Source organism: Legionella spiritensis (assembly GCF_900186965.1).
In the GTDB taxonomy this organism is placed as follows: domain Bacteria; phylum Pseudomonadota; class Gammaproteobacteria; order Legionellales; family Legionellaceae; genus Legionella_C; species Legionella_C spiritensis.
In genome coordinates, this window is the sequence record NZ_LT906457.1 from 202,936 (window position 1) to 225,826 (window position 22,891).

Genomic DNA, 22,891 nt, shown 5'->3' on the forward strand with positions numbered 1-22,891 from the left:
ATAATTTTTAGAGTAAATATACAACATTTTCAATATACTAAGGTTAAGAAATGAGTCGGTATAAGACAGGGATAGGGGCATTAATACTTGTTGTTTTTCTTGGTTTTTTAATGAAAGCTGCATACGCTCAAGGAGGTAATGACGAGCATAAAAAGCATCACCCTGGAGGTGCAACAAGCAATACATCCGGGGTACCAGGACCTAATGATGTGTATTGTGGGTGTTCTGTTTGTGACTTGAAAGGATATCAAAAAATATCTAATCAGGAGCTTTTAGCATTAGATGTTGATATATTAGTGCCAGCGGCTCTTGAAAATGTGATTACAATGGACAATGTTGAGGATGTAAAAGCGCCTATTATTTTAGAGGTTGCAAATGGACCTGTATCTCATGAAGCAGAGAGTGCATTACTTGAAAAAGGTACCATTATTATTCCTGATGTTATAGCGAATTCTGGCGGTGTAATAGTTAGCTATTTTGAGTGGGTGCAAAACTTATCTGGTGATGTTTGGAGTTTAGATAAAGTCAATAAAAAATTGTCAGAGCGCATTATTTTTAGCTTCGAGCAAATGCTTGCAAACACTCAGGATGATTCTCTTCGAGCTAGTGCTTATATATTAGCATTAAAGCGCATAGAGGAAGCTGTGTATGCTAAAGGAAGCGAAGAATATTTTAGTGGTGAGAGCGCTTGATTGTCACCAATTTTTTAAAAAAAGAGTTGATTGTTGAATGTATAGAAGCTTAATGAAAAGTATTCTTAGAATTTGTTTGTTATGGTTATTAATTCAAGAAGGCTATGGGCTGACTTTAGGCGAGGCTGAATGTATTGCTATTAATAGAGCAGATGAAATTAGACAGTTTGAAGCAAAAGGCCAATCTTTGCAGGCGCAGGCTATTTCTGAAGGTCAACTACCCGACCCTAATATTCAAATTAGTCCGCTTAATTTCCCAGTGGATACATTTAATTTTTCACAAGAACCAATGACACAATTCCAATTTGGAATAAACCAAGATATCCCAAAAGGAAAAACTTTGTTATATAGATATAGACGGACCCATAATAAATCGATGTCTTCACTTCATCAAAAGGATAACCAAAGATTACTTATTTTAAAAGCTGTTCGGGAGCAATGGGATTTGCTCTATTTTTGGCAAAGAAGTGAACAAATTTTGTTGGGGCAAAGAAAAACATTTAAGCATTTAAAAGACGTTGCCTCATCTTTATTTAGCAATAATAAAGTTCCTCAAAAGGATGTATTGAATGCACAACTAGAGCTAACACAGATTGAAGAACGATTAATTCAAGTCCGTCAAGCAATCGATGATACCCGGGTAAATCTTGCTAGATGGATTGGCCAGAAGGCTGCTTACAGAGCAAGCGCTTCATTGGTTATGGATAACAAAAAGGTGGTTCTATCCAAAGTATCAAAGAAAATGCTGTTAGGTCATCCGGTTATTAAAGCAGATAATTCAGATATAAATTCAGCGATAAGCAGCATTGCTATTAGCAAACAAGATTACTTACCAGGTTTTAGTCTAGGGGCAGCTTATGGTGTTCGTAGTGGTCGAAACATAAATGGCAATAAAAGGCCGGATTTTCTTACCGGCCAAGTGAAAATTTCTCTACCATTATTTCCCAAGGATAGGCAAGATAAAAAGTTGCTGGCCAATCAAAGGGAGTTATCGTCTTTAAAAGCAAAACGATATGCGGACTTAAAAGGTTTGAATAGAGTACTTGGTACGAATATTGTTGACTATAAAAGAACTAGAGAAAAGCTGAGTTTATATTCAAGAAGACTACTTCCAGAAGCCAAACAATACGCAAATTCGACTTTAATTGCTTATCAAAATGATAAAACAGATTTTCTAACGGTTGCACTTGGTTATATCCGATGGCTCGATATTGAACTTGCAGAGGTAAAAGAGCAAGTCAATCATTCAAAAGCGGGCATTAACATATTGTATCTTCAAGGTAGATAACATGAAAAACAAATGGATTTTAATACTAATTATTCTCTTTGGCGTAATCTTGGGATTTCTAATAGGACGTTATTTGCCTGTCGCAAAGATGACTGAAACGAGCAAGTCAGCGACTAAAAAAGAAAAAAAGGTAAAGTATTGGGTTGCGCCAATGAATCCGACTTATAGGCGTGATAAACCGGGCAAATCCCCTATGGGGATGGACTTAGTTCCTGTCTATGAAGATGAAGGCAGTGGTTCAGATGACAGCTCCATAAAAATCTCACCTCGAGTAATTAATAATTTAGGCGTTATTACTGCTAGTGCGAAGTATGAACCCATATCAAAAGCAATCGACACAGTAGGCTATGTTGCAGCTAATGAAGATGATATTGAAAATGTTAACTCTTTTATAGATGGCTGGGTGAGAAATTTGCGAATCACTGCCGTAGGTGACCCTGTTCGTAAAGGACAGGTTCTTTTTGAGCTGTATTCTCCAAGTCTTGTCAATGCCCAGCAAGAGCTTATTTTAGCATTACAAAATAACAACCAACAATTGGTCGAAGCAAGTAGGAAAAAATTAATAACACTTGGATTAACCCTAAATCAAATAAACGAGCTTCAAAGGACACGCAAGGTTAAACAACAAATTGAAGTATATGCAAAATCAAGCGGCATCGTTTCTAAGCTTAATATTCGAGATGGCATATATATTAAACCAGACAAAATATTAATGACCATCGAAGATTTAAGTAGTGTTTGGATAAGAGTAGAAGTTTATGAAGCGCAAGCTGACTGGGTGAAATTGAATCAAATAGCCCAGGCAACCTTTCCAGGACTTCCAGGTAAGGTTTGGCAGGGAGAAGTCATATACATCTATCCAACGCTTGATAAGATTACCCATACATTGGCTGTTAGGCTTCATTTTCCAAATCCGAATTTAACATTAAAACCTGATATGTATGCGTCAGTAAAAATACTGATACCCACTTCTAAAAAATCGCTTGTTATTCCTACTTTCTCAGTTATTACAACCGGTAAAGGTTCGCATGTGATTTTATCACTTGGTAAAGGCCGTTTTAGACCACAAGAAGTAATCTTAGGGGACGAATCAAATGGCAAAATTGAAGTGCTAAGAGGGCTTTCTAAAGGAGATGAAGTGGTTACATCAGGACAGTTTTTGATTGATTCTGAGTCGAATCTCAGTGCAGCTTTTGAGCGTTTAGCGCCACATAAAGACAAATCAAAGTCAGGCCACCATCATGGTAAGCATAAAATGGAAAAGCCTAAAAAGAGCAAAAATCAAGGCTATATACTCGCCATAAAAAAAGATAGTCATAAAATTACCCTCCGGCATTTACCTATAAAGCAATATGGTATGCCTGAGATGGTTATGGAACTTCCTGTAAGCAGTAAAATTGATTTATCCCCATTCATGGTTGGGCAAAAAATTACATTTAAACTAAAAGAAGTTAAACCTAACCACTATATTGTAACTGAGCTTAATCCTATAAAAAAAGATAAAGGGACGGATTAATCATGATAGGGAAAATTATAGGCTGGTCCATTGATAATCGGTTTTTGGTCGTTATTTTAAGCGCATTATTATTTGCAATAGGAATAATTACAATCAAAAATACCCCGGTTGATGCGATTCCAGATTTATCAGATGTTCAAGTCATTATTAAAACGCCTTATCCTGGACAGGCGCCTCAAGTTGTCGAGCTACAAGTCACCTACCCTTTAGCAACAGCCATGCTAGCAGTACCTGGTGCTACAACGGTACGAGGATACTCTTTTTTTGGTGATTCTTATATTTATGTGTTGTTTAAAGATGGTACGGATTTATATTGGGCTCGCTCACGAGTTTTAGAGTATTTAAATCAAGTTGCAGGACAACTTCCACCGCAGGCAAAGCCGCAATTAGGTCCAGACGCGACAGGCGTTGGTTGGGTATATGAATATGCTTTAGTCGATAAGACGGGCAAGCATGACTTAGGTGCGTTAACCACCCTGCAAAACTGGTTTTTAAAATATGAATTACAAACAGTTCCGGGTGTTTCAGAAGTGGCCACAATAGGAGGAATGGTCAAGCAATATCAAGTAATAGCAGATCCCAATAAACTTCGTTCTTATAACTTGACGTTATCCAAAGTTAAACAAGCCATACAAGATGCTAACCAAGAAGTGGGAGGGTCAGTTATTGAGATGGGTGAAGGCGAGTATATGGTACGTGCAATGGGGTATTTAGATGCAGTTAATAAATTCAAAAATATCCCGCTTGGTGTGACAAGCAAAGGTATACCAATATTGCTTCATAATGTTGCTAAAATTAGAACAGGACCACAGCTTAGAAGAGGCGTTGCTGAACTAAATGGTAAAGGCGAGGTAGTCGGTGGCATTGTTGTCATGAGAATGGGAGACAATGCCAGAGAAGTTATCCAAAATGTTAAAACCAAACTAAAACAACTTGCTAAAAGCCTACCCAAAGGCGTTGAAATTGTCACAACATATGACAGAGCATCGTTAATTGAACGAGCAATTGACACGCTAAAACAGAAGTTAACAGAAGAAATCATTGCGGTGATTATTGTATGTTTTTTGTTCTTATATCATTTTCGCTCATCTCTTATTGTGGTAATTAGTCTTCCGCTTAGCATCTTAATAGCATTTATCACTATGAGCATGCAAGGGATAAATGCAAACATAATGTCGCTTGGGGGTATTGCCATTGCTATTGGTGTTATGGTTGATGCTGCTATTGTGATGATAGAAAATGCGCACAAGCACTTAGAAAAGATAAAGCCTACTGAAGAGACAAGATGGAATGTGATTAAAGAAGCCGCAATCGAAGTAGGCCCTGCTTTATTCTTCTCTTTGCTTATTATCACCTTAAGTTTTGTACCTGTATTTACACTGCAAGCTCAAGAAGGCAAATTATTTGCCCCTCTAGCATTTACAAAAACCTACGCTATGGCAGCATCTGCTTTCGTGTCAATTACGTTAGTACCTGTGTTAATGGGTTATTTTATCAGAGGCAAAATCACACCTGAGTCAAAAAACCCATTAAATCGATTATTAATTGTTCTTTATAGACCATTAATCAACTTTACTCTGAAATTCCCCAAAACAATTTTGTTGATATTGTTAGCGGTACTCATTATTTCTTATTATCCATTACAAAAATTAGGGTCAGAATTTATGCCAGAGCTTGATGAAGGAGATTGGATGTATATGCCTTCAAGTTTACCTGGAATATCGATTGGTAAAGCAAGACAAGTTTTACAGCAAACAGATAAGCTCATTATGCAAGTTCCAGAAGTTGAAACTGTTTTTGGAAAAGTTGGCCGCGCTCAAACGGCAACTGACCCCGCGCCACTTAACATGATAGAAACCATTATCCAATTTAAACCTAAGTCTGAGTGGCGAAAAGGCATGACAAGGGAAAAGTTAAAACAAGAGATGAATGAAGTTGTCAAATTGCCTGGGATAACCAATGCCTGGGTTATGCCTATTAAAGGGCGGATTGATATGTTGGCAACTGGAATTAAAACCCCTGTAGGGATAAAAATATTAGGACCTAAGCTTGGCGAAATTCAAAAAATAGGCAAGCAGTTAGAAGAGATTATTAAACAAATTCCTGGAACTGCTTCAGTTTATGCAGATAGAGTAGTAGGTGGTCGTTATATCAATGTTGATATAGATAGAAGGGCTGCTGCTCGATATGGACTGAATATAAAAGATGTGCATCAGATTATAACGAGTGCTATTGGTGGGATGGATATATCTGAATCAATTGAGGGGAGAGAGCGCTACCCGATTAATTTGCGCTACCCTCAACTTTGGAGAGATTCTGCTAATAAGCTTAAAACTTTACCTATTGTGACAGTCAATGGCCCGCAAATTACACTAGGTGATATTGCTAAAGTGACAGTTGATGATGGCCCACCTATTATTAAAAGTGAAAATGCCCAGCTTAACGGTTGGGTGTTAGTAGATTTAAACACCACGGATATTGGCGATTATGTTTCTCGGGCGCAAAAAATAATAGATAAAAAGTTAAAAATGCCGCCGGGTTACAGCTTATATTGGTCTGGTCAATATGAGTATATGGAAAGAGCTAAGGAGCGGTTAAAATTTGTAGGCCCTCTAACACTATTTATTATTATGTTGCTGTTATACATTCACTTTAGACGATTACCCGAAGTATTCTTAGTGATGGGTACTTTGCCGCTTGCATTGGTTGGTAGCGTGTGGCTTTTATATTTATTAAATTATAACTTATCGATTGCTGTTGCTGTGGGAATGATAGGTCTTGCAGGCATTGCTGTAGAAATTGGCGTAGTGATGCTAGTGTATCTAAATCATGCGCTAAGAGATATTGTAAAAGAGCATAAAAAGCTCAACGAAGCGCATGTTAAGCAAGCAGTAATTAACGGTGCACTTCTCCGTGTTAGGCCGATTATTATGACTGTATCATCAACGGTTATTGGTTTGTTGCCAATTATGGTGGGAACTGGTACAGGTTCAGAAGTAATGAGACGAATCGCAGCTCCTATGGTTGGTGGAATGATAAGTGCAACATTGTTAACGCTATTTGTAATACCTGCGGTATTTTACTTATGGAAAAAACACGCCTTAATCAAGGGAAACTAAGATGTTTGTATTAAATAAAAAGCGCATTATGGGTTTATCATTTTCGTTAGTATTTACTTTGCTAGTCGGATGTAGTGTGGCATCTTTAATGCCAGGAGCAGAGGCTGTTGTAATATATAATAAAAAACCTTCTAATTGCAAAATAGTTGGGCCAGTCTGGTCTATTGAAAGAAATGGGGTATCTCAAAGCTACAATACGAAAGAGCACTTACACAAAGATGCTTTGAACCGTTTAAAAAATAAAGCAGTAAAAGCAGGTGGAAATACAGTTGAAATTACAAAAACAAATGTTACCTATGATGGAGAAAGAATAGATGTTTATGAAATCAGAGGGATTGCTTACCAATGTAAATAATAGTAGAGATATTAATGAGTCATTATTTTGAAGCGTTAGGAATTAGCCTGGTTATAGCTTTTGTTACCACAATATTTTTCTACGAAGTACTTTGTGTGGTAATGAAAGTGATTACTCGAAGAGAGATGACCCCTAGAAAGCTATTGATAGTATTAGTTCTTGGTATATTGTTTGCTCATTCAATAAGCGTTTTATTATATGGTTTTGCCTGTTGGGCTTTGGTCAAATTTTTGAATTATCCGCCCTTAGAAGGTATAGATTCTCAAACTTTTAGTTCATATTTATATTATTCAGCAACAAGCTATTCTTCGTTGGGCGTAGGAGATGTCTATGCACGAGGGAGTCTTCGATTAATTTCGAGCTTTGAAGTGATTAATGGCCTGACATTAATAGCATGGTCTGCGACATTTACCTATTTTGCAGTACAAAAAATGTGGGAAGCCAGTGGCTTGCCTTTGCATATCAATTGTGAGTGTTGTAGTAAGGAATAGCTTTTACCAATACAATGGTTTTGCCTCGCTTTTATGGACAACATTAGCTCCCTTCTTCGTTTTAATGCGCATGGGAGGAATGATTTAGGGCAGGCTTACTGTACTCCTTTTCCTGTTTGGTTTTATGAGAATGTGAATGATTTATTTGTTCTGTTTTAGGTAATGATAAGACACCTAATCCATAGCGATAGACAAGTTCTGCTCCATGCCAGGCAGTTATTAGAACCAATATAGACGTTAATATCATCCCAAAACAAAACCAAAGCCTAACGACCGTGTTTTTCAGGTAACTTATGAGTGACCAAATGAATACAGCGCCTATTACGCCAAATGTGGTTAATGCCCAGTTGCGGTGGACCACCATTGCATTATGAGAAGGCGTATCATGGGCAACCGTATAATAGGCAATAAATCCGGCTGCGATTGTTGCAATAGCTGCTAACGTTCCTGTCCATAAACACCAGCGTCCAGTAATGAGCATTTCATTACCTAATCTTTTGTTATGCAAAAAAAATCCTGCACAATAAAAAAAGGTAGCGACACTAATGAGCGCAACGGTAAAATGTACAAAGACAGGGTGCCAATTGGGTATAATTTCTATCATTTGCATTCCTTGCGTTATTATTTTTTCTTTACCATTAAACTATGATGCTTAATCCAAAAAAGAGCGACTTTTCGGTCCCCGACTCTCCCATTCTTCTGCGGATATTTTTTAAAGAACCATAATATGTGACATACTCATATTCCATAAAAGCAGCGACACCTGGCATTAAACGATAATTAGGACGCACTGTTAACCAGGTCTGGTTAAGACCACTACCTATGCTATCGGCTGCTATGGTTTTTGTTGCAGCCGTCGCCCGTGCGCTTAATCCTAAAAATCAATTATTAGTGAACTGAGTATTGCGACCAAATTCAATGTCAGCCTTAATACTACCTTTATGGTAGTAGAAGCGCGAATTATTGGAGATAAAATAATACATCAAGCCTTCAAAACCAATACCCGGTTGCCAGTAAGGTGTTTGTGATGGTCTATAGAAATAGTTTGTCCCGCCTTTTACAACCCAAAATTGATTTAGCAAATGCCAATAAAACACATCAATATCGGCATTTTCAATTGAACCCTTATTCATTTCAGCGTCGTTTATAAATAATTGCAGTTTATGAAAATCTCCGCCAACTTCTAAAAAGGAGGCTGCCCAAGCCTGCTGTGCATGGGCTTTTGTATCTTTCCTTTATCCTACCTATTTTGACTTATGTGCTGACTATAGTGATTTTAACTTTTGGTAGTATTGGTGTGATTAAAGCCTTACGGCATGGATTAGATATTAATTGTCCTTGTATGGGCTCTATACTTGATGTGCCATTATCTACCGTGACCTTAACCGAAGATATTGGCAGGGCCTTAATGGCTTTGATGTTATTGCTGATGAGTGTTTTTTAATAAACAACAACAGGCTGGGCCACGGCTGATTGGTTTTTGTGGCATAAGCTTTTTCTTTACCACAGAAGTTTTCATTAACAGCATTTTCGGCAGGCTGCTGCACACTCTCGACAGGCTTTGGCGCAAGCTTTACATAATTCTTCATCATGTTTTTCACACTCAGCAGCGCAGGCATCGCAAATTTTGGCACAAAGCTCGCAAATCTCTTTGCAAAATGCTAAATCGCCGCGCATGCACATCCTGGCGCATAAGCTGCAAATATCAGCGCAGGTTGTACAGAGCTTAAAGCACTCAAGGTGTTTGTCGTTTTCTAGACAGCACTGATAAGCACAGGCCTCACAGGCCTTAAGGCAATCTAAACAAGATTGCACGCATTCTTTATGATGCATCGTTACACTCCTTTGTTATTTTGAAAACTATTACCCGTAAAAGATAGTCAAAAAATTATGATATATCAATCTTCCATGCTTTTTCTCCTAATTTATCCCGCACAGCAGGATAGTTTTTTAATATCTTTGCTAAAGGTTTGCGCACATAATTTGATTCCCTCAGCCATTGTTAAATAAGGAAATAATTGATTTGCAATATCTTTGGCTGTCATGCGGTTACGAATAGCAAAGGTGGCTGTTTGAATAAATTCGCCGCCTTCATGTGCAAGGATTTGAGCACCAATTAAACGCTCCGTCCCCGCTTCAACAACCAACTTGATAAATCCATGCGTATCAAAATTGACAAGGGCTCTGGGCACATTATCCAGTGTTAACACACGACTGTCTGTTTCAATGCCGTTAACATGTGCTTCTTGCTCAGACAAACCAACAGTGGCAACTTGGGGATCAGTAAAAATGACATTAGGCACAATAATGAGATCCAGTGCTTCATCGCCGCCCATCATATTAGTGGCAGCTCGTGCACCTGCTGCTGCTGCCACATAGACTAATTGTGGCATGTTGCTACAATCACCCGCAGCAAAAATATGAGGGATATTGGTTTGCATATGATCGTTAACTTGAGCAGCGCCATTTTTTTCTGTTGTTACACCGATACTATCAAGATTAAGACCTTTCGTATTAGGAGTGCGACCCGTTGCAATTAGCAAGCGATCTGCTGTAATTGTTTCGTCATCATTGATTTCTAATATGAATTTTTTGCTTCGAAAAGAAATAGATTTTGCTTGTGTCTGATTTAGCACACGCACCCCTTCTTGCTCAAAAACAGTGGTTAATTGTTCTCCCAACAGAGGGTCTTCTCTAAATAAAAGTGAGCTTCTTGCTAAGATCGTCACCTTTGCACCAAGTCGGCGATAGGCTTGTGCGATTTCAACAGCCACTATTGAAGAGCCAATAATCGCTAAGTGTTCAGGCAGTTCTTCTGCGAAAAGTGCTTCCGTTGATGTCCAATAAGGCGTATCAGATAAGCCTTCAATGGGTGGAATGGATGGTTTCGACCCTGTTGCAATGAGTATTTTATCTGCTGTTACTTTATGCTCATTCCCATCGGTATCACTTACTATTAATGTATGAGTATCAATAAATTTTGCCTGTCCCTTAATAAGATTTAACGCAGCGTTTTGCTCTAAAATATTCTCATATTTATCATGGCGTAACTCTTCAATACGATGCTGTCGTTGCTTCAATAATAATTGCCAATCCAAACTAGGTTCTAGATCTTTTATACCATCAAATGGATTGCTGCGTTGTTGGTGGGCTAACTGTCCTGCGCGAATAAGAATCTTTGAAGGGACGCAGCCCACATTAACACAGCAACCACCAACAACACTAGCTGATTCAATGAGCGTGATTTCTCCACCTTTTTCTGCTGCGTTTATGGCACAAGCAAATGCAGCAGAGCCGCTGCCAATAATTGCTATCTTCATATTTACTTAGCTCCTACGTTCGCAGGAGATGGATCGTTTTTAACTGTTGATGGATAACCTGCATTTTTAGTTGCTTTGGTCAAATCCTTGATGGTTACTTTTTGCTTATCATATGTCACTACTGCGGTTTGGGATCGAAAATCCACTGCTACATGTTTAACCCCATTAAGCTTATTTAACGCTTTCTTTATTATGATGGGACAGCTACCGCAAGTCATACTTGGGACAGAAAGGGTTATCGTCTCATTATTCTTCAAAACAGGGCTAGCAAAAGAGTTAATAGAACAACAAAATAGGAACAAAGCTCCAAACAAAGCAAATATAGTGATTCCAAATTTTTCCATGATGTTTCTCCATTAATAAAATAAAAAAGCGTACCAAGGAAACGCCAGCAATGCTAAAAGCAACACCGTCACTACCCAAAAAATAATTCGATATGAGCGTAACCCTGTTGGTTTTCCGCAAAGTTGGTCGACTGAACAACGCCTAGGCGTTATATAAAGCTTCCAAAATACAAGCACTAAAAAAAACAGTGTGATTGCAATGCCAAAGGGTCGCAAGAACTCCAAATGAGTCAGCGTGCTTATCCAGGCACTGCTAACCCCTAACGCCAACAACACTAATGGACCAACGCAACATAATGAAGCGGCAATACCAGCAATGATTGCGCCGATTAAAGAGCCATTTGCTAATTTTGAATCTTTCATCATTTGAGCACCTCTTTATTGATTAATGTGAAAATAGGGCATAAATCATCAGGGTGATTTTTATCGCAGTCTTGCACTAGCTTTTTTAGAGCAAACTCCAGTTTTTTTAATTCATTAATTTTATCGGCCACTTGCTGTAATTTTTCCTGAGTGCGTCGCTTGATTTTGCCACAAGATTTTTGAGAGGTTTGGTGTACAACTAATAATTCTTGTATTTCTTTGAGCGTAAAGCCCATCTGTTTTGTTCGGAGGATAAAAGCTAGGCGATCAACGACACTTGCCGGGTATTGACGATAACCATTAGCGGCACGTGATGGCTCCTCTATAAGGCCATACCTCTCATAAAGACGAATGGTGTCATGAGAAATTCCTGTTTGCTTGGCTACTTGTCCTATCGTTAACGAAGTCATTATCATAACCTTTAATAAATACCAATGAATACTAACTCAGTATAAACCATGGACTATAGTCTATGGTCAAGAAATAAGTAAGAGATGAGCAGAAGGCACCTTGATTGTGATCATCAGCACGGCAGTCGCCGCTTCATTATGCTTTATCAGTCAAATAATACGCATGACAATGGGCAGGTGATTTGTGGATTGAAGTCATGGTCAATGCCATAATTTTGGTTTGCCAGGGATAAAAATTAATTGCTTTTGCTTTGGCGAAGTGGTACCAAGGAGATCATAAATATCATCTATAGTTATCAGGACACCAGTCTGAGTCATATTAATTGATGACCCAGCTGAAGAAAAATTTACATGAATGAGAATGAAATGAATTATTGGTATTATTTTCATCGTAAAGACTATGTAATCATAGGAATTAAATTCTGATGCGTGTGGAGCTCTGGGTTTAAATTTATTGATATCCTCTGATAACTTGTACAACCCTCCCAACAATATCTAGTTTAATATTTTCTTTCGTATTAAAATTTGGCCAATTATCATTTAATGTCAGCAGCTCAAATTCAGGCGAGGCATATGATAATTTCTTATACTGTGATATGACAAATTCTGGCCTACCCTCCACTTTAACCGCAACGTAACTTCCTGGTTTAGGTGACAGTGAAGGATCGATGACCAACACATCATTCATCCGAATCTCAGGAATCATGCTTTCATCTCTCATTTTCAGTGCGAATGCTCCTCCACTTAATTCTGGTAATAGTGCAGCACTCACAGAAATATAGACCACTTCATTAGCTAAATCTTTAGTACGAATTAATTCAATATGTAACTCAGCATCACAAGCCTGATGATTATCCAGTAGTGGAATTAAATAGCCGGAATTTCTTGTTTTCTTTACCTGCTGTTCATCTGATAAGCACATTAAAAAAGCAGGAGATACGTCCAACGCCTGTGCCAGTTGCTTAATTTCTTCTGGTCCAGGTGTACGTGTGCCTTGTTCCCAATTGGTTAAACGTGTTTGTTTAAGATCACCAGCAAGCTCCCCAAGTGCTTTTAGCGTTAAGCCCTTAGCTTTCCTGGCTTCGAGAATTCGTTTGCCAATTTCTTTTTTAATGTTTAGTTCAGCCAAATTTGCTCCAAAAAGTCAGGTTTACCTATTGTAATATCACAATACGTGATATATATTGAAATCTATTATTCACGTTCCGTGATATTTATATAGCGTTTATATAAAGATATCACAGTATGAAAATAAAAACGAGTTTTTACAGGGATAGGTACGATGATGGATTTTGTCATTAATGGTGAGGAGCTGGCGGTGATGTGTGGTTTGCCTCATATCCAGCAATTGGCTTATCTAAGAGGAATTAGACCATATATGGATGTTAAAACAGGAATAACAGGTAATAAGCGGCGTATCAGTTATCAGTCGATATCTGAGCAGCTGTATATTGAGCCCCATCAAGGGGTTAAAAGCCAAAGTTTCTCTCGTGATCAAGTTCGTCGTGCGGTTTCTGGTCTAGCTCGTGCTGGAATAATTGACATTCAATCTGAAGGCAAGCAGCTTATTTTAAAATGTCTTTTAGCTTCCCGGGATTTTTCTGTCCAAAATAAAGCCGCCATAAACCCGCCACAGAAAGCCGACACAAACCCACCCGTTTCAAGCCCTTTAAATACGGGCTGTTCAGAGGATTGGGCCTCAAAAGCCGACACAGTGGAACCCCAAAAAGCCGCCACACCTCTTAAAGAAAATAATTATATATATCTTCTTAGGGGATTCGAGCATTTTTGGCGGATGTATCCAGAAAAAAAATCCCGTGAGAAAGCATTCGAGGCTTTTAAGCTGATTAACCCCAATGACACCCTTCTTCGAACCATGCTGCAGGCACTTGATAATCAAATCAAAGCTTATCAGGCCAAGCAGGCACATGGTGATTGGGTACCAGCTTGGAAATATCCAGCAAACTGGTTGGCTCAAAAATGCTGGGAAGATGAAATCAATACTGAAGTCACAAAGGAGAGAACCAATGCAAAGCGTAGGACAAATACTGGCAAACAAACAACAACCAGCGGACTTTATATCCCCGATGAAGACGAAGAACTTCCAGAGCGAGGAACAGTCGTCGAATTCAGAAAGCGTTAAAAATCGCAAGGTGATTGAAATGATGTTCACTAAGTTTGCTGTGGCATTTCGTCATTTCTGGCTGAGAGATTTACAGGATGACCGCTTTAATGATTTTGCCAAAAAGGAATGGGGGAAAAATCTAAAGCAGTTTTCAGACTCTGTTATAGCAAGAGTGACTGATATTTGCGAACAGCAGTTTGAATTTCCACCGACCATGGCGCAGTTCATTGGGCTCTGTAAGAACGAAGTCAACCGTCAATACGTTAAGAAAATTGAGCCTAGTAGCCCATCAAGCCCGGAAACAGCGGCGTACCACCTTAACAAAATGAAAGAAATTTTAAACAGAAGGAGATAACTCATGTTGGTATTAACTAGAAGAATTGGCGAGTCAGTGGTTATTGGTGAAGATGTGTATTGCACTATTGTTGGTTATCGTGATGGCGAGATTCGTCTTGCTTTTGATGCACCTAAGTCATTGCCTATTCACCGTGATGAAATTCAACGTCGTATCTATCGCGAGCGTCAGAACGATAATTGGTTTTATGACAGAGGCGCTGAGAAAGAAAGCATTGTCGACCGGCTGATTAATAAATTTAAGCAAGGTCATTGGTCAACTGAGCCTAAACTTCATTCTCAGGAGCAGCCCTATGCTTGAGTATGATGAACAGAGTTTAACGGTAAAAGATCGCGCTAAGTTAAAACTAAAGCGCGATCTGGGGAGCTTGATTGAAAATGCTTTAAACGATCCTAAAACCGTTGAAGTCATGAGAAATGCTGATGGCAGACTCTGGCAGGAGCGACTCGGTGAAAAGATGGCATACATCGGTCATGTTTCTGATAGTCGTGCTGAATCGATTATCAAAACGGTTGCCGGATTTCATGGCAAAGAAGTTACCCGAGCTATGCCGGTATTAGAAGGTGAGCTGCCTCTTGATGGTTCCCGTTTTAGTGGCCAGTTACCCCCTGTTGTTTCAAGCCCAACTTTTGCAATCCGTAAAAAAGCCATAGCTGTCTTTACCTTGGATGACTATGTTCGAACACACATTATGACTGAAAAGCAATGCAATGCGATTAAATATGCGATTGCCACGCATAAAAATATCTTAGTCATTGGCGGTACGGGTTCGGGTAAGACCACTTTGGTGAATGGCATCATTCAGGAAATGGTTTTTCAATCACCACAAGAGCGTATTTTCATTATTGAAGATACCGGCGAGATTCAATGCGCTGCTCAAAACTGTGTTCAATATCACACAACCCTTGATATTTCGATGACGCAACTTTTAAAAACCACACTCAGAATGCGGCCTGACCGTATCCTGGTTGGTGAGGTGCGTGGGAGTGAGGCACTTGATTTATTGGATGCCTGGAATACAGGGCATGAGGGCGGTGTGGCAACGTTACACGCCAACAACTGTCTTGCAGGACTTCAGCGCCTTCAATCATTAATAACCCGAAATCCGGCAGCCCCTGCTGATATTGAGCCTTTAATTGGAGAAGCCGTTCATTGTGTTGTGCATATTGCAAGAACCCCACATGGCCGAAAGGTTGAAGAGATCATATCCGTGAATGGCTTTAAAGACGGCCAATATCAAATTAAACAATTTTCTTAAGGAGAATATGAATGAACCAGATAAATTCAATTGATTATAAAAAAATATTGCTGATGGGGTTTGTCGTCTTATTTTTACTTTTTATCACTCAGCCGGCATTAGCTTCATCAACCGGTGGCGGCCTACCATTTGATTCCTGGCTGACGAAAATTCAGAAATCTATTACAGGTCCTTTTGCTTTTAGTGCTGCCATCATCGGATTAGTTGCTGCTGGTGCAACTTTGATTTTTGGTGGGGATATGAATGGTTTTATGAGAACCCTCATTTTCTTCGTGCTGGTCCTTTCATTTTTAGTAGCTGCTCAAAACACCATGACCGCCATCACCGGCAAGGGTGCTGAAATCTCAAAGCCCGAGATTGAAAAGGCGAATGCGGAGGGTAGGTCATGAGCCTTCGTACGATTCCGATTCGTCAATGTGGAAACCGTCCTGGCCTTTTTATGGGTGGGGATCGTGAGCTTGTTATGTTTTCGGGATTGTTGTCAGCCATTTTGGTTTTTGCGGCTCAGGATTGGTTAGCAGCCATCGTTGGTATTGCAATGTGGTTTTTATCACTGAAAGCACTGCGTTTAATGGCAAAAGCCGATCCTTACATGAGGCCAATCTATCTGAAACAAAGACGCTATCAGAATTATTATGCGCCCCGCTCAACCCCTTTCAGGGATAACAAAAGAGGTTATCAATGATTGTATTTATTACCTTCTTACTGTCGATAACAGGGCTTATTTTTTTAAGTTTCCTGTTTTATCAGACAAGACTTAAAAGCCAGCAAAACCATTTAAAACTGCATCGAAGCTCAAAAGCAGGGTTGGTTGATTTACTGAATTATGCCTCGGTGGTGGATGATGGTGTGATTGTCGGTAAAAATGGCTCACTCATGGCAGCCTGGCTTTATCGGGGTGAAGATAATGCCAATACTACGGATGAAGCGCGTGAAATGGTGTCCTTTCGAATCAATCAGGCATTGTCAGCAATGGGCAGTGGCTGGATGGTCCATGTGGATGCTATCAGACGGGCGGCCCCCGGATATAGTGAGCGTGACCATTCTTATTTTCCTGATGACATTTCAAAAGCCGTTGATGAAGAAAGAAGGCAGCTTTTTGAAGAAATCGGCGCTTTATATGAAGGCTATTTCGTCATTACCTTAACCTGGTATCCACCTGTTCTGGCGCAAAAACGCTTTGTAGAATTAATGTTTGATGATAGCAACGAGCGATTAAGCCAGAAAGCAAAGACAGCTCAATTAATTGAAGAGTTTGAGCAGTCTTGCCGCAATTTTGAATCACGATTAGGTTCGGCCCTTCACCTAGAAAGACTTGAATCTGAAAAGGTTGTTGATGATCAAGGTCATGTTGTTACTCAGGATAATTTTCTAAGACATATTCAGTATTGTGTGACAGGCCTTAATCATCCAGTCAATCTACCTAAAAACCCAATTTACCTTGATGCCCTGATAGGTGCTCAGGAGCTTGCTTCAGGTATCACGCCAAAAATAGGCCGCAAGTTCATTCAATGTGTGGCGATTGAAGGTTTTCCATTGGAGTCTTATCCGGGCATTTTAACAGCGTTGACCCAACTACCGGTTGAATATCGCTGGAACTCCCGTTTTATATTCATGGATAACCATGAAGCCGTGGCGCATTTCACCAAGTTTCGTAAAAAATGGAAACAGAAAGTCCGAGGATTTTTCGACCAGATATTTAATACCAGTTCGGGTGTCGTCGATGAAGATGCATTGAGCATGGTCAATGATGCTCAGTCAGCCATTGCCGAAACGAATTCCGGCATGGTCGGACAAGGTTATTATACATCAGTCGTTGTGTTGATGGATGAGGATCGCGCTTTAGTTGAAAAAGCAGCTCTCTATATTGAGAAAAACATTAACGCGCTTGGATTTACCGCCAGAACAGAAACGATTAATACCATGGATGCCTTTATGGGCAGCTTACCTGGTCATGGTGTTGAAAATATCAGACGGCCTTTAATCAACACCATGAATCTTGCTGATTTACTACCGACTTCTAGCATCTGGACCGGTGAAAACAAAGCACCCTGTCCATTGTTTCCACCCAGCTCCCCTCCATTGATGCATTGTGTTACCAGTGGTAATGCGCCTTTTCGTTTAAACCTTCATGTCAGAGATTTAGGTCATGGCATCATGTTTGGTCCTACTCGTTCTGGTAAATCCACTCACCTTGGTTTAATCGCTTTATCCTGGCGCCGTTATAAAGATGCTCGGATTTATTCTTTTGACAAAGGTATGTCAATGTATCCAACCTGCAAGGCAACGGGTGGGGAGCACTATACCATTGCGGATAAAGATTCCCGACTGTCTTTTGCCCCTTTACAGTTTTTATCAACCAAAGCAGACCGTGCCTGGGCGATGGAATGGATTGATACCATTCTTGCTTTGAATGGCTTAAATACCACGCCAGCCCAACGCAATGAGATCGGCCATGCCATTATCAGCATGCATAAAAGCGGTTCCAAAACCTTATCTGACTTTGTCATGACCATTCAGGATGAAGAAATCCGGGAAACCCTAAAACAATACACCATTGATGGGTTAATGGGGCACCTACTGGATGCGGAAAGCGATGGTCTTGGCCTGTCTTCATTCATGACCTTTGAAATTGAGCACTTAATGGGGTTGGGTGAAAAGTTTGCTCTGCCTGTTTTGCTATATCTGTTTCGACGTATTGAAACTTCACTTGATGACAGACCAACTTTAATCCTGCTGGATGAAGCCTGGCTAATGCTCGCCCATCCTGTCTTTAAAAACAAAATCGCGGAATGGCTCGATTCAATGGCCAAGAAAAACTGTGTGGTATTTATGGCAACGCAACATTTATCCCATGCGGCGGGCTCAGGCATTTTAGATATCATCGTTGAATCAACTGCCAGCAAAATCTTTTTACCAAATCTCTACGCAAGAGATCCAGAAACACGGGGCATTTACGAGCGCATGGGTTTAAACCCACGTCAAATTGACATTATCGCCTCAGCTCAACCTAAACGGGATTACTACTATGTCAGTGAAAAAGGCCAACGCCTATATCAATTGGCATTAGGCCCACTGGCACTGGCCTTTGTCGGTGCCACTGATCCTGATTCCATTGAACACATGAAACAGCTTGAGCAGAAATATGGTGTGCAATGGGTGTCTTATTGGCTTAAAGAAAAAGGAATTGATTTCAAACAATATGGAGAAGCAGCATGAATAAGCTCAAAGAATGGTTTAATAAAACAAATCCAGATAGGCAAAAGATTCCTCTAACCGATAACCCTTATCTCAATGCCAAACGTGCCTGGAATGTCCATACTGCAGGTCTAATGAAGTCCTTACAAATATGGCAGTTCGTGGGATTAAGCAGTCTGTTAATTACCCTTGCTTGTGTTGGTGGGTTGATATCGATTGGCGCGCAAAGCAAATTTATTCCTTTGGTGTTTCAACAGGATGCGAACGGCAACACCTTATCAGTGACCCGTGCTGATAAAGTAGGCGAAGCAAGTATTGATGATTATCGCGCCGCAGCCGCACATTTTATTGAAAATATCCGCATGGTCAGTGCTGATGTTGAGTTACAAAAGAAAGCCGTCTTTCAGGTGTATTCCTACCTAAATCAAAACGATGCGGCATTATCAAAAGTCCAAGAATTTTATAATGATAAGCAACACGCCAACCCTTTTGAAAGAGCAACCCATGAAATTGTGAATATTGAAATCCGCTCTGTGCTTCAAGAGTCGGAAAACACCTGGCAGGTTGACTGGATTGAAACAGTCCGCAATCACGATGGCACTATTAAAGACAAACCAGCGGTGATGAAAGCCATGGTTACGCTCTATCAGGATAATGCGCTGAATGATGCATCGAGCGATACGATTCTGAAAAATCCTCACTTGATATATGTCCGCGACTTTAACTGGTCTTATGACTTAAAGCATGGAGAAACCGCATGAAAAAAATAATCCTCACCATTAGTCTACTGCTGCCATTATCTGTTTTTGCTTTTGATAAAAGCGACATAGACCAGCGCTACTTTTCCAAAAGCTTGCCCAGACTATCAACTCAAGAACGACAAGCATTAAATATTGCCAGAAAATGGCAGAAAGGCGACCAAACAAGCAAGCCCTTTCATTCATCAGATGGTTCGGTTCAGTTTGTTTATGGCTCTGGTCAAATCAGTATCGTCTGTGCCCCATTGCAGGTATGTGATATTGCATTACAGCCAGGTGAACAGTTTAACGGGATGAATGTCGGTGACCCACGTTTTATGGTTGAACCATCAATAACAGGTGCAGGAGCAAGCCAGCAAATACATATGATTGTCAAGCCTCGGGATGTTGGTCTTGATTCATCTTTAGTCGTGACTACCGACAGACGGACCTATCATTTTCGCTTAAAGTCAGACCGATATGATTTTATGCCTTATGTCTCTTTTATTTATCCTGATGAAGCTAAAGCAAAATGGCGCAGGATACAGCACATTCAGGCAGAAAGACGTAAAGCCAATACATTCCCTGAAACCAATGAATACTTAGGCAATCTCAACTTCAATTACCGGATTCAGGGCAATGCTCGTTTTAAACCGGTTCGAGTCTATAACAACGGCATCAAAACGATTATCGAAATGCCGCGTGAAATGTCACATAACGAAGCACCTGCGCTTTTAGTTTTTAGAAAACGAGGTTTATTTCAAAAATCAGAAAAAGTCATGGTCAATTATCGTCTGCAAGGCTGTCGTTACATTGTCGACAACGTCTTTGACAAAGCAGTTTTGGTTATAGGCAGCGGCTCTACCCAAGAACAAATTACCATTACGAGGTGCTAAGCATGAAAAGAATAAGCGTTTTAATACTGGCAATGTTTTTGTCGAGCTGTACCACCATGCGTTATGGCAATTTTACACAAGCCTCACCATCGAAGGATAGTTATCTGGCTAAAGACGCCGTATCTCAATTAACAAGAGTTTATCCACCAGCCAGAAATACCTTTTGTATCTCTCAAAAAATCTGTGACCGCTTCGGCATTAACTTGATTCATGAGATGCGCAAAAAAGGTTACGGCATTGTTGAAAACGTCTGTCCAAGAAACAGGGCCAACTTTTTCTATGTGGTTGATGAGACAAGGCCCAATAGCCTTTATCGCGTCAGTATCTTTGTTGGCGCTCAGGTCTTAAGCCGAGCCTATGCCAAAACCAAGGGCAAACTTGCACCTGTCAGTCCATGGTCACATAAGGAATAAGCATATGAATAAAAATTATGATTACTTATCACCGGATACCTCACCACAAAAACTTCAGACATCGGGTGTCAAACGGGTCAATAATATGCCCTTATTTATTGCGATTGGTATTTTAACCATTTTTGTCGTGCTGATTGCTTTGGTTGCCCAAAAACGAGCACATGCGCAGAACCAAGTTTCTGAGCCGGTAAAGCTGAAATCATCGAAAAAAAATACCATGAGTCTGGCTAATGACGTTGTGAGTCATTATCAGTCAGGAATGATAAGGCCTCCAACACAATCTACGGTGAAAGAAGAATCACCTTCAATGCCACTGCCCAAAGAACAAAATCAGGCTTCAAAACCGGACATGCCAATTCAGGATGTACCCGATAGTGAAATTGAACGTATCCGTCAGGACAAAACTCAGGCTTTTGAAGAAGCTGTGAAAGCCAAAACCACCGTGATGGTTGATGGTACGCAATTGCACCCTAATGAGAATCAAAAAAATCATAATGCTTCTGTTAACATTGATGTGGCCAATACCTTCAAAGCACATCTTCAACGGCTTCAAAGCATACAAAATGCCAGACCCGCACTACAAACATTAGGTGGTGAGGAAAATGAAAACCGCTGGCATTTAAACTCAAGATTAGAAAGCCCGAATAGCCGGTATGAACTGAGAGCTGGTGGTGTGATTCCGGGCGTCATGGTCAGCGGTATTTCATCAGAGCTACCTGGCCAGATTATCGGGCAAGTGTCTCAGAATGTTTATGATACGGCTACTGGTCGACATCTGTTAATACCTCAAGGTACCAAGCTTATTGGTGTTTATTCTAATGAAGTTGGTTTTGGCCAGAACTCAGTTTTAGTGGCGTGGCAACGTCTTGTTTATCCTGATGGCAAAGCACTTGATATCGGTTCGATGCCCGGAGCTGATAGTGCAGGTATGGCTGGGTTCAGAGATCAAGTTGATCATCACTATGCCAAGATTTATGGCTCAGCCCTTTTAATGTCGGCCATCGTTGGTGGGATCACTTATAGCCAGAGCCTCAATCAGAACAGTCAAGTTGGCTATAACCAGCCAACGGCCGGCAATGTATTGAGTCAGGCATTGGGACAACAATTGGGTGAAGTGACCTCTCAACTGGTGTCTAAAAATCTCAATGTATCACCCACGGTTAATGTCAGACCCGGCTATCGTTTCAATGTCATTGTCGTCAAAGACTTAACCTTTAAAAAACCTTTTCGGCAATTTGCTTATTAAACGGAGGAAAGCCAATGAAATTAAGATTGATTTTTTTATTGTTGTGGTCAACCAATGTTCTATCCAGTGGTGCGCCTGTGTTTGACTTTGCCAACTGGCTGGAAAACGGCAAGGTTATTATAAACCAAGTCAGTCAGTATAAGACCCAATTGGATCAATACCGGAATCAATTGAGCCAATACAACACCATGTTACAAAACACCAAATCGCTGACGTCATTTCAATGGGATAATGCCGACAGCATCATTAATAACCTGCTCGACACCACCAATACCATTGATTATTACAAACAAGAAGCCGGTAGCATGCAAGCTTATCTGGACCGCTTCCAAAGCCAGGAATATTACCAGAAAATCCCCTGCTTCAATGGTCATGGTAAATGCTCAGCCGAAGAACTTAAGAAAATAAGCCAGAATAAAATGGCCGCATCCGTTGCCCAGAAACGGGCAAATGATGCCATGCTCAAAGGCATTGATAAGCAACAGCAAAACCTGAAAAAAGATTCTGAAAAACTACGAAACCTGCAAGCCCATGCGCAAACTGCTGGTGGACAGAAACAGGCCCTTCAGGCTGCATCTCAACTTGCCAGCAATCAGGCCCATCAATTGCTGCAGATTCGTGGCTTATTGGTCGCACAGCAAAATGCCCAGGCCGTTAAAGATGCCGCCGAAACAAATAAACAAGCCATACAGGATGCCGGAGATGAACGATTTCGCTCTGGGTCATTCCATAAAAGTTCCGGTACAAAATGGTAATACAAGGAGA

At 40.3% G+C, this 22,891-nt stretch carries 25 protein-coding genes and 1 pseudogene; 18 read left to right on the top strand and 8 right to left on the bottom strand.

The features are described 5' to 3' along the window. Positions 1-50 precede the first annotated feature (50 nt). Genes CKW05_RS00935 through CKW05_RS00960 form a run of 6 tightly spaced genes read left to right on the top strand, consistent with a single transcriptional unit; the run spans position 51 to position 7,461 of the window. Positions 51-692: a Glu/Leu/Phe/Val dehydrogenase gene (locus CKW05_RS00935; RefSeq protein ID WP_058483964.1), complete on the top strand. Its 642-nt coding sequence runs from the start codon at positions 51-53 to the stop codon at positions 690-692. Positions 693-744: 52 nt separating this feature from the next. After that, the gene (locus CKW05_RS00940) at positions 745-1,980 is read left to right on the top strand and encodes a TolC family protein (RefSeq protein ID WP_058483963.1); all 1,236 of its coding nucleotides are present in this window, start codon (positions 745-747) and stop codon (positions 1,978-1,980) included. A 1-nt stretch (position 1,981) separates the two neighbouring features. Next, complete coding sequence (locus tag CKW05_RS00945; RefSeq protein WP_058483962.1) at positions 1,982-3,496, top strand: efflux RND transporter periplasmic adaptor subunit; 1,515 nt, start codon at positions 1,982-1,984, stop codon at positions 3,494-3,496. A gap of 2 nt (positions 3,497-3,498) precedes the next feature. Next, the gene (locus CKW05_RS00950) at positions 3,499-6,615 is read left to right on the top strand and encodes an efflux RND transporter permease subunit (RefSeq protein ID WP_058483961.1); all 3,117 of its coding nucleotides are present in this window, start codon (positions 3,499-3,501) and stop codon (positions 6,613-6,615) included. 1 nt (position 6,616) lies between these two features. Then, entirely contained in the window at positions 6,617-6,970 is a 354-nt protein-coding gene (locus CKW05_RS00955) for a DUF4156 domain-containing protein (RefSeq protein WP_058483960.1), read from the top strand. A 14-nt stretch (positions 6,971-6,984) separates the two neighbouring features. Then, entirely contained in the window at positions 6,985-7,461 is a 477-nt protein-coding gene (locus CKW05_RS00960) for an ion channel (RefSeq protein ID WP_082642808.1), read from the top strand. A gap of 61 nt (positions 7,462-7,522) precedes the next feature. Here the strand turns inward: CKW05_RS00960 and CKW05_RS00965 are convergent, their stop codons facing one another. From CKW05_RS00965 to CKW05_RS01010, 8 genes and pseudogenes are all read right to left on the bottom strand, one after another. Next, on the bottom strand, positions 7,523-8,065 hold the full coding sequence (locus CKW05_RS00965) for a DUF2231 domain-containing protein (RefSeq protein WP_065238413.1): 543 nt from the start codon (positions 8,063-8,065) through the stop codon (positions 7,523-7,525). A 34-nt stretch (positions 8,066-8,099) separates the two neighbouring features. Beyond that, positions 8,100-8,627 (bottom strand): annotated as a pseudogene (locus CKW05_RS15510) (copper resistance protein B); the annotation flags it as partial. Positions 8,628-8,831: 204 nt separating this feature from the next. After that, entirely contained in the window at positions 8,832-9,053 is a 222-nt protein-coding gene (locus CKW05_RS15415; RefSeq protein WP_162264427.1) for a hypothetical protein, read from the bottom strand. A 333-nt stretch (positions 9,054-9,386) separates the two neighbouring features. Then, positions 9,387-10,781: a mercury(II) reductase gene (gene merA, locus CKW05_RS00990; RefSeq protein WP_058483957.1), complete on the bottom strand. Its 1,395-nt coding sequence runs from the start codon at positions 10,779-10,781 to the stop codon at positions 9,387-9,389. Positions 10,782-10,783: 2 nt separating this feature from the next. Continuing rightward, entirely contained in the window at positions 10,784-11,125 is a 342-nt protein-coding gene (merP, locus tag CKW05_RS00995; protein WP_065238412.1) for a mercury resistance system periplasmic binding protein MerP, read from the bottom strand. A gap of 12 nt (positions 11,126-11,137) precedes the next feature. Then, positions 11,138-11,491 (bottom strand): mercuric transporter MerT family protein, encoded by a 354-nt coding sequence (locus tag CKW05_RS01000; protein WP_058483956.1) that lies wholly within the window; start codon positions 11,489-11,491, stop codon positions 11,138-11,140. Further along, positions 11,488-11,898 carry a heavy metal-responsive transcriptional regulator gene (locus CKW05_RS01005; protein WP_058483955.1) on the bottom strand — a complete coding sequence of 137 codons (411 nt, stop codon included), beginning with the start codon at positions 11,896-11,898 and terminating at the stop codon, positions 11,488-11,490. Before CKW05_RS01005 ends, CKW05_RS01000 begins: the two co-directional genes overlap by 4 nt. Positions 11,899-12,349: 451 nt before the next feature. Continuing rightward, positions 12,350-13,027, bottom strand: coding sequence for a LexA family protein (locus CKW05_RS01010; protein ID WP_058483954.1), 678 nt, complete (start codon positions 13,025-13,027; stop codon positions 12,350-12,352). Between the two features lie 153 nt (positions 13,028-13,180). Between CKW05_RS01010 and CKW05_RS01015 the strand changes: the two genes are divergently transcribed. From CKW05_RS01015 to trbJ, 12 genes are read left to right on the top strand one after another with little or no spacing between them, the layout of a single operon-like run. Then, positions 13,181-14,041: a hypothetical protein gene (locus CKW05_RS01015; protein ID WP_058483953.1), complete on the top strand. Its 861-nt coding sequence runs from the start codon at positions 13,181-13,183 to the stop codon at positions 14,039-14,041. Positions 14,042-14,060: 19 nt separating this feature from the next. Continuing rightward, the gene (locus CKW05_RS01020) at positions 14,061-14,378 is read left to right on the top strand and encodes a hypothetical protein (protein ID WP_058483952.1); all 318 of its coding nucleotides are present in this window, start codon (positions 14,061-14,063) and stop codon (positions 14,376-14,378) included. 3 nt (positions 14,379-14,381) lie between these two features. Continuing rightward, on the top strand, positions 14,382-14,678 hold the full coding sequence (locus CKW05_RS01025) for a carbon storage regulator (RefSeq protein ID WP_058483951.1): 297 nt from the start codon (positions 14,382-14,384) through the stop codon (positions 14,676-14,678). Further along, complete coding sequence (gene trbB / locus CKW05_RS01030) at positions 14,671-15,636, top strand: P-type conjugative transfer ATPase TrbB (protein ID WP_058483950.1); 966 nt, start codon at positions 14,671-14,673, stop codon at positions 15,634-15,636. Before CKW05_RS01025 ends, trbB begins: the two co-directional genes overlap by 8 nt. An 11-nt stretch (positions 15,637-15,647) precedes the next feature. After that, complete coding sequence (locus CKW05_RS01035) at positions 15,648-16,025, top strand: TrbC/VirB2 family protein (protein WP_058483949.1); 378 nt, start codon at positions 15,648-15,650, stop codon at positions 16,023-16,025. Beyond that, a complete protein-coding gene (locus CKW05_RS01040; RefSeq protein ID WP_058483948.1) occupies positions 16,022-16,321 on the top strand; it encodes a conjugal transfer protein TrbD in 300 nt (99 codons plus the stop codon). Before CKW05_RS01035 ends, CKW05_RS01040 begins: the two co-directional genes overlap by 4 nt. Further along, on the top strand, positions 16,318-18,855 hold the full coding sequence (locus CKW05_RS01045) for a VirB4 family type IV secretion/conjugal transfer ATPase (RefSeq protein WP_058483947.1): 2,538 nt from the start codon (positions 16,318-16,320) through the stop codon (positions 18,853-18,855). The genes CKW05_RS01040 and CKW05_RS01045 overlap by 4 nt, the downstream gene beginning before the upstream one ends. Next, positions 18,852-19,595, top strand: a complete 744-nt coding sequence (locus CKW05_RS01050) for a conjugal transfer protein TrbF (RefSeq protein ID WP_058483946.1) — start codon at positions 18,852-18,854, stop codon at positions 19,593-19,595. Before CKW05_RS01045 ends, CKW05_RS01050 begins: the two co-directional genes overlap by 4 nt. Beyond that, positions 19,592-20,467: a P-type conjugative transfer protein TrbG gene (gene trbG / locus CKW05_RS01055; protein WP_058483945.1), complete on the top strand. Its 876-nt coding sequence runs from the start codon at positions 19,592-19,594 to the stop codon at positions 20,465-20,467. The genes CKW05_RS01050 and trbG overlap by 4 nt, the downstream gene beginning before the upstream one ends. A 2-nt stretch (positions 20,468-20,469) precedes the next feature. Further along, positions 20,470-20,880, top strand: coding sequence for a conjugal transfer protein TrbH (locus CKW05_RS01060; RefSeq protein WP_058483944.1), 411 nt, complete (start codon positions 20,470-20,472; stop codon positions 20,878-20,880). A 4-nt stretch (positions 20,881-20,884) separates the two neighbouring features. After that, entirely contained in the window at positions 20,885-22,126 is a 1,242-nt protein-coding gene (locus CKW05_RS01065; RefSeq protein WP_058483943.1) for a TrbI/VirB10 family protein, read from the top strand. 14 nt (positions 22,127-22,140) lie between these two features. Further along, positions 22,141-22,881: a P-type conjugative transfer protein TrbJ gene (gene trbJ, locus CKW05_RS01070; protein WP_058483942.1), complete on the top strand. Its 741-nt coding sequence runs from the start codon at positions 22,141-22,143 to the stop codon at positions 22,879-22,881. Positions 22,882-22,891 lie beyond the last annotated feature (10 nt).

Coding starts and splice junctions, on each gene's coding strand:
- trbG (WP_058483945.1), top strand. CDS start 19,592: ATGAAAAAAATAATCCTCACCATTAGTCTACTGCTGCCATTATCTGTT.
- CKW05_RS01060 (WP_058483944.1), top strand. CDS start 20,470: ATGAAAAGAATAAGCGTTTTAATACTGGCAATGTTTTTGTCGAGCTGT.
- CKW05_RS00945 (WP_058483962.1), top strand. CDS start 1,982: ATGAAAAACAAATGGATTTTAATACTAATTATTCTCTTTGGCGTAATC.
- CKW05_RS00965 (WP_065238413.1), bottom strand. CDS start 8,065: ATGATAGAAATTATACCCAATTGGCACCCTGTCTTTGTACATTTTACC.
- CKW05_RS01040 (WP_058483948.1), top strand. CDS start 16,022: ATGAGCCTTCGTACGATTCCGATTCGTCAATGTGGAAACCGTCCTGGC.
- CKW05_RS00935 (WP_058483964.1), top strand. CDS start 51: ATGAGTCGGTATAAGACAGGGATAGGGGCATTAATACTTGTTGTTTTT.
- CKW05_RS00960 (WP_082642808.1), top strand. CDS start 6,985: ATGAGTCATTATTTTGAAGCGTTAGGAATTAGCCTGGTTATAGCTTTT.
- CKW05_RS01000 (WP_058483956.1), bottom strand. CDS start 11,491: ATGATGAAAGATTCAAAATTAGCAAATGGCTCTTTAATCGGCGCAATC.
- trbB (WP_058483950.1), top strand. CDS start 14,671: ATGCTTGAGTATGATGAACAGAGTTTAACGGTAAAAGATCGCGCTAAG.
- CKW05_RS01020 (WP_058483952.1), top strand. CDS start 14,061: ATGATGTTCACTAAGTTTGCTGTGGCATTTCGTCATTTCTGGCTGAGA.
- CKW05_RS01065 (WP_058483943.1), top strand. CDS start 20,885: ATGAATAAAAATTATGATTACTTATCACCGGATACCTCACCACAAAAA.
- merA (WP_058483957.1), bottom strand. CDS start 10,781: ATGAAGATAGCAATTATTGGCAGCGGCTCTGCTGCATTTGCTTGTGCC.
- CKW05_RS01015 (WP_058483953.1), top strand. CDS start 13,181: ATGATGGATTTTGTCATTAATGGTGAGGAGCTGGCGGTGATGTGTGGT.
- CKW05_RS00955 (WP_058483960.1), top strand. CDS start 6,617: ATGTTTGTATTAAATAAAAAGCGCATTATGGGTTTATCATTTTCGTTA.
- CKW05_RS00950 (WP_058483961.1), top strand. CDS start 3,499: ATGATAGGGAAAATTATAGGCTGGTCCATTGATAATCGGTTTTTGGTC.
- CKW05_RS01025 (WP_058483951.1), top strand. CDS start 14,382: ATGTTGGTATTAACTAGAAGAATTGGCGAGTCAGTGGTTATTGGTGAA.
- merP (WP_065238412.1), bottom strand. CDS start 11,125: ATGGAAAAATTTGGAATCACTATATTTGCTTTGTTTGGAGCTTTGTTC.
- CKW05_RS01035 (WP_058483949.1), top strand. CDS start 15,648: ATGAACCAGATAAATTCAATTGATTATAAAAAAATATTGCTGATGGGG.
- CKW05_RS00940 (WP_058483963.1), top strand. CDS start 745: ATGAAAAGTATTCTTAGAATTTGTTTGTTATGGTTATTAATTCAAGAA.
- trbJ (WP_058483942.1), top strand. CDS start 22,141: ATGAAATTAAGATTGATTTTTTTATTGTTGTGGTCAACCAATGTTCTA.
- CKW05_RS01050 (WP_058483946.1), top strand. CDS start 18,852: ATGAATAAGCTCAAAGAATGGTTTAATAAAACAAATCCAGATAGGCAA.
- CKW05_RS15415 (WP_162264427.1), bottom strand. CDS start 9,053: ATGATGAAGAATTATGTAAAGCTTGCGCCAAAGCCTGTCGAGAGTGTG.
- CKW05_RS01005 (WP_058483955.1), bottom strand. CDS start 11,898: ATGACTTCGTTAACGATAGGACAAGTAGCCAAGCAAACAGGAATTTCT.
- CKW05_RS01045 (WP_058483947.1), top strand. CDS start 16,318: ATGATTGTATTTATTACCTTCTTACTGTCGATAACAGGGCTTATTTTT.